Raw genomic sequence first — 6338 nt, forward strand, 5'->3', positions numbered from 1 at the left:
AAGGGTACCACCAATCAGCAGTTGGCCACCTCTCGCCATTCATCCATGAGTGTCGCACTTATTATCTGAATTCCCGACCAAGTGAGCACACTTTATAATGGCCCCATATTGTTTATATTCGACTTTGGTGATATCAAACGTAGTTTTTTAGACGACATTCCCCAAGTTTCTCAACTGATAAAAAAATGTATTCAAGGGTTTAGTTACGCAAAAATAGCTCTTTGTAGTACATCGTTCCCGGATAGCTTCTCTGGCGTATACCATGGAGAGGCATCGATATATGAGCGCCAGGCTTTCAGAAGACTTTATAGATATTTTCAAGATGGTCAGTTAATATACTCAGACCATGGTAGCGCTAGAGCAAATAAAGCTAGCGGCGGAGCAAGAGTGCCACCTCCGAGAATAGACTACCCATTAAAAGATGAGTGGAAATATATAAGGGTAGACTTTGATGACCTTAATAACTCAAAGAACGAAAAATATGTTGTTTATAAAAAAATCGCGAACGAAGTAATAAGTAGTGCTTACTGGAATAAAAATTTCTTAGTGTGGGGAACGCAGCAGATAGAGCTCACTAGTTTGGGTAGTGAGTATGGCATTTATGATCAGAGAAAAGCTGCGGCCGTTAGAATTAATATTCACTTGTATGTTCAATTACATTACAATTCACCAGTTGCTATTGAAGAAATTGATTCTGATGACGACTGGGTGGATTAAAGTAATTTTAATATGTCATCAGGTACCTCACCGAAAACCTTTCCATTTTTGGATAAGGTTATTAGGTGAGGGTCATCGTGAAATACGGTTAGGTCCAGTACTTTTCTTAAATTCTTCTGTTCAAAAGATAAATAAAATTTTTGCATGCTCAATAGTGATAAATTTTCGGGAAGGATATAATTATCTTTAACTTTATCCCAAAAGTTATTAGTGGTTAGAAGGTATCTATCCATAATCCCACTTAAAGTAAAAGAGCGTACTTGAGTCGGAGAGGCGTGAATAGCTTCTTTTTCTAGCTCCTTTCGGGTTTTATTTCCTCCTTTTCCACCGTTGAAAGCGATCAGTTTTTTTAAATCTGAAACCTTCATCATCTCTATATTTTTTGCTATGTCTAGCTTCTTAGATAGTTTTCCACGTCTAATTACTTTAATGATGTCTGATGCTTCCCATACAGCAACATCTTCAGGCGTTTTTGATAAAACATTTTCAATATGTTTTTTAGACGCTACAACGATAACCTTATCAAAATAATCTAAATACTTAGACACTTGCCCCTCGAGTCTAACTAGAGAGTCAGCCTCGCTTTTTATTTCAAAGGCATAAGCATGCTTTTCTGTGAATACACATAAATCGACTCTACGAGATGAGCCATCAATAGTGAATTCATTTACAAGGGCATGCTTTTTCTCAAACCAGCCTTTGCCTTTTAAATAATTGATAAGCTGTGATTTTATATCACCCTCAAGAACTTTTCTATTTAACTCTGTCATGGCCAAAGTCTCTACTACTGAAGAGTGATTTAAATGTATAGCCTGACGAGCTCTTTCGTCAGGCTTGAGCAATATTACAGCGCTTCCAATCTGGCATACGCCGTTACCAGCCACTTGGCGCCGACGTCGTCGAACTGGATCTGCACCCGGCTCTGCTGGCCGACCCCTTCGAAGTTGAGCACGATTCCTTCGCCGAATTTCGGATGGAGCACCCGCTGGCCGAGCTTGATGCCGCTGGCGTCAAAGCTTTGCTGCACCTCGTTCTGGCTAAAGCGGCCGTACTGGGTGGGGCGGCTGACCTGAGTGCGCAGCCGGATCTCCTCCAGACACTCGGCGGGCATCTCGCGGATAAAGCGGCTCGGCTTGTGGAACATCTCGCGGCCGTAGATGCGGCGGCTCTCGGCATAACAGATGTAGAGCTTCTCCATGGCGCGGGTCATGCCGACGTAACAGAGGCGCCGCTCCTCTTCCAGCCGGCCCGACTCCTCGGTGGATTGCTGGCTGGGGAACATGCCTTCCTCGACGCCGACCAGCAGCACCAGGGGATATTCCAGCCCCTTGGCGCTGTGCAGGGTCATCAGCTGCACCGCATCGGCGTATTCGTCTGCCTGATTCTCGCCGGACTCCAGCGCCGCGTGGGCGAGGAAGGCGGAGAGATCGCTCATGTCTTCCAGCTCGTCCGGGCGCTGGTACTGGCGGCAGGCGGTGACCAGCTCGTCCAGGTTCTCTACCCGCGCCTGTGATTTCTCGCCCTTCTCCGCCAGATACATGGCCTTGAGGCCGGAGTGCTGGATGACGATGTCCGCCTGCTGGTGCAGTGGCAGCATGGCGACCTGCTCCTCCAGCGCGTCGATCAGCTCCACAAAGCCGCGCACCGCGTTGCCGGCGCGGCCGGTCAGCACCTTGTCATTGAGCAGTGCCTTGGCCGATTGCCACAGGTTCTGGCCCTGATCCCGGGCGTTGCTCCGCAATATCTCCAGGGTGCGATCGCCGATGCCGCGGGTCGGGGTGTTGACCACCCGCTCGAAGCTGGCGTCGTCGCCTCTGTTGTTGATAAGGCGCAGGTAGGCCATGGCGTCCTTGATCTCCTGGCGCTCGAAGAAGCGCAGGCCGCCATAGATGCGATAGGGCATGGCGTCCTGCATCAGCGCCTCTTCCAGCACCCGCGACTGGGCGTTGGAGCGATAGAGGATGGCGCAGTCGGCGAGCAGACCCCCCTTCTCTTTCCAGTCCTTGAGGCGGCCCACCACGAAGCGGGCTTCGTCCACCTCGTTGAAGGCGGCGTACAGGGAAATCGGCTCGCCCTCGGCCCCTTCGGTCCACAGCTCCTTGCCGAGCCGCTCGGCGTTGTTGGCGATGACGCTGTTGGCGGCTTTGAGGATATTGGCGGTGGAGCGGTAGTTCTGCTCGAGGCGAATGGTCTCGGCGCCCTGATAGTCGGTCAGGAAACGCTGGATGTTCTCTATCTTGGCGCCGCGCCAGCCGTAGATGGACTGGTCATCGTCGCCGACGATCATCACCTTGCCGGAATCCCCTGCCAGCATCCGCAGCCAGGCGTACTGGATGCCGTTGGTATCCTGGAACTCGTCCACCAGGATGTTCTGGAAGCGATCCCGGTAGTGCTCGAGGATGTGCGGCTTGTTCAGCCACAGCTCGTGGGCGCGCAGCAGGAGTTCTGCAAAGTCCACCAGCCCGGAGCGATCGCAGGTCTCCTGATAAGTCTTGTAGATCTGCTGATAGGTGCGGGTGACGGGGTCGCCGTAGAGGTCGATGTCGCCGGGGCGCAGCCCCTCGTCCTTCTTGCCGTTGATGTAGCCCATCACGGCGCGCGGGGCCCAGTGCTTCTCGTCGAGGTTGAGCGCCTTGAGCACCCGGCGAATGAGACGGTACTGGTCGTCGGAGTCGAGGATCTGGAAATCCTGCGGCAGCCCCGCATCCAGATGGTGGGCCCGCAGCAGTCGGTGGGCGATGCCGTGGAAGGTGCCGATCCACATGCCGCGCACGCCGTCACCGATCACCTTCTCGACCCGGCCGCGCATCTCGGCCGCCGCCTTGTTGGTAAAGGTGACCGCGATGATGGAGAAGGGTGAACAGCGTTCCACCTGCATCAGCCAGGCGATACGGTGCACCAGCACCCGGGTCTTGCCCGAACCGGCACCGGCCAGCACCAGCAGGTTGCTGCGGGGCGCCGCAACGGCATCTCTTTGCTTGTCATTGAGCCCGTCGAGCAGGGTTGAAACGTCCATCACCACTCCTGTTTATTTATACAGGCGGGGATTATACGGCCTGAGCCGCCAGAGACCAACCGGCAGGATCAACGAAGGGGGCGGTGATAGTCCCGGTATTGGCCCAGTACCTCACCGGAAAAGCTGAGCAACCGGGCGCGGGGGGCATCCAGCACCTGCTGGACGGGATCAAATCGCAGTGAAGCGGTCAGCATGCGGCCCTCAGGCAGGGTCACTTCCGTGTTCCCCATCATCAGCATGCCGTCCTGATAATGCCCATGCTCGAAGCGCACGATGACGTCATTCACCATCAAGGTGCCCTGCTTGAGCTGTAGTGATGCTCGTTGCATCTCTCGCAACGCAAACAGACTGGACAATGACGGACGCCCGCTGGGCATCCGCTGCAAGTATTCGTGGGTGGTCAATTGATATTGCAACTGACCCTGACGATCGAAGACTCGCTCCCGATAATCGGTGTAGCGCGTCAGCATGCCGGCAGCCTGTGCCACCGGCATCCACAACAGGAGCGCCCCCGTCAGGAGCGCTCCCACTGGTTTACAGCTGATCGGCACAGCTGACCTTGTTGTCATCCAGGTCGGTACAGGAGACGAATACCTTGTCAAAGGTCGACCCGGCCACCGGCGTCATCTGGGTTGACCAGTCATAACCCACCCCCTTGGCATAGATGGCGGTGTGGCTCTCCTGATCTTCCTGCATCCAGCCGATGTACTTCAGTGCGCCGCGATCGCTCTGGGCAAGTGCCTTGAACTCGTCGCTCGTGATGAGACACATGGGCTCTCCCATGGCCTTGGACAGTTCGGCATCCCGCGCCCCCACGGCGCCATCACAACCGCCGGTCACCTTGATGGTCATGTCACTGCGATCCAGCATCTCATCGAAGAACGGCAGCACATTGATGTTGTACTTCACCCCCACCTCTTGAGGCTGCCAGCCCATGCCGGTATTGACATATCGGGTCTCGACGCTTTCCCACTGGATAGTGGGCACAGTGCCTGCAAAGTGGTTCGCCAGCTCCTTGAGGGTCGCGGTATTGGCCTCGATCTCATCCTGGGTCAACGACTCGTCCAGCTTGCTCTGATCGATGGTCAGAGCGAGGCTCACCGCATCCTTCAACTGCGACTTGGCCTTGGCCAACCGTGCCTTGGCATCGTCGGTCAAACGGAAGAAATCGGCGTGCGCCACCAGTGCATCCGGCTCGATTTCCTGCTGACTAAACTGGGTCTCGAAGGTGCTGCTGCTCTCTTCATAGGTGGTGGTCGGCTGCATGCCCCAGGTGTCCTTGATGTGCATGCGCGGCAAGGTCACTTCTTCCTGTTGGGTGACATAGGCGCTGTCCGGACCGTACTGGTAGGAGGCGGCGATATTGAGGGCCGATGCCATCGCCATCGCCGACGCCCGCAGTGCCTTGGCTCCGTCGAGGTTGAGGGTGACGGTATCGTCATCGCCATAGGTGGCGCTGTAATCCGGATCCTGGATATCGGCCAGGGCAGCCGCGACGTTTTCCAGGCTGTCGGCATAGGCGCCCATCAGCTTGGCCACGTCATGGGTATATCCCTTGCCACCTTTGAGCGCCACGGAGGCGGTGCCGGGGGTGTGGATGATGACATCCATCACCTTGGCCAGGCTGGTGCTGTAACCACTGCCAATGGCGGACGAGGTGAAGCCCAGGCGTTCAGCCACCACGGGGTTGTTGGTCACCTCCAGCATGGTCAGCATGGCCAGCACGATCTGGCGATCGGCCTTGCCGCTCTCACCGGTCTCGGCCTGCAGGGTCTCCTTGTACTCCTTGAACTTGCTCTCGACGTCCAGGTTTTTCAGATCGGTCAGTCCCTGCAGATCGCTCAGCACCTTGTCGACCGCCACGGAGCGGCCATTGACGCCAGCCAGGGTGGCGGAGAGGTGGGCTTTCGCCGCAGCCAGAGAGACGACGGCCTTGGTGAGGCCCGCTGTTTTCAGCGCCTCGACCAGGGAGGTGTTGAAGGCGTCATCGCTACCCAGTTCGACGATCCCCAGTTGCGCGACCTGCGCCTTGTCGAGGGTGATGCCGTTCTCCGGATTGCTGTCGCTGTCGAGCGTCTGCAGCAATGCCGCAATGCGGATCGCTTTCTCCTTGTCGTCACCCGCCAGGGTGTAAGGGGTCACCAACGAGTTGCCCGCCTTGAGGGTCACCGCCCCCAGGCGTTGGTTGCCCAATGCGAATTCGCAGGTGTCGCCATCATCAAACAGGAATTCACCCTTGGCATTGGTGACACCGGTGTAATCGTTGCACCGATAGTCGAGGCCACCCACGACGGAATCCAGGAAGACGGCAGTGTGAAGAGGCTTGCTGCCGGTGTCGGTGCCACCGCCATTGTTGCCACCATTGCTGCCGCCACCGTTATCGTCACCACCACCCCCGCAAGCGGTCAACATGACACCGGACAACACACAAGCCACTGCCATACTCAGCACGTTTTTTTTCATTTTTATCACCCGAACAAATGTAAAAAATACGGCCCCATCCCGGGGGCCAAGTTAATCCGGGTATAACCTAAATAGCTGTTCCGAATAGTAGATCACCGGAGGAAGGGAACTCAGTCCAGTTTGTGCGATCTGATTAGTCGCT

General features: G+C 55.4%; 5 protein-coding genes. 1 reads left to right on the top strand and 4 read right to left on the bottom strand.

The genetic code is table 11. From position 1 onward, the window contains the following. Nucleotides 1-108 precede the first annotated feature (108 nt). Nucleotides 109-717 (top strand): beta family protein, encoded by a 609-nt coding sequence (locus PG892_RS21130; RefSeq protein WP_270825809.1) that lies wholly within the window; start codon nucleotides 109-111, stop codon nucleotides 715-717. Here PG892_RS21130 and PG892_RS21135 read toward each other — a convergent pair. From PG892_RS21135 to PG892_RS21150, 4 genes are all read right to left on the bottom strand, one after another. Beyond that, nucleotides 714-1559, bottom strand: coding sequence for a sce7726 family protein (locus PG892_RS21135; protein WP_264787122.1), 846 nt, complete (start codon nucleotides 1557-1559; stop codon nucleotides 714-716). The two genes, PG892_RS21130 and PG892_RS21135, sit on opposite strands and share 4 nt — an antisense overlap. 2 nt (nucleotides 1560-1561) lie before the next feature. Beyond that, nucleotides 1562-3733, bottom strand: coding sequence for a DNA helicase II (uvrD, locus tag PG892_RS21140; RefSeq protein WP_270825810.1), 2172 nt, complete (start codon nucleotides 3731-3733; stop codon nucleotides 1562-1564). Between the two features lie 68 nt (nucleotides 3734-3801). Beyond that, a complete protein-coding gene (locus tag PG892_RS21145; RefSeq protein WP_270825811.1) occupies nucleotides 3802-4263 on the bottom strand; it encodes a hypothetical protein in 462 nt (153 codons plus the stop codon). Between the two features lie 4 nt (nucleotides 4264-4267). Further along, complete coding sequence (locus PG892_RS21150; protein ID WP_270825812.1) at nucleotides 4268-6175, bottom strand: hypothetical protein; 1908 nt, start codon at nucleotides 6173-6175, stop codon at nucleotides 4268-4270. Nucleotides 6176-6338: the final 163 nt, after the last annotated feature.

The sequence above is a fragment of the Aeromonas sp. QDB68 genome, assembly GCF_027707405.1.
Lineage (GTDB): Bacteria > Pseudomonadota > Gammaproteobacteria > Enterobacterales > Aeromonadaceae > Aeromonas > Aeromonas caviae.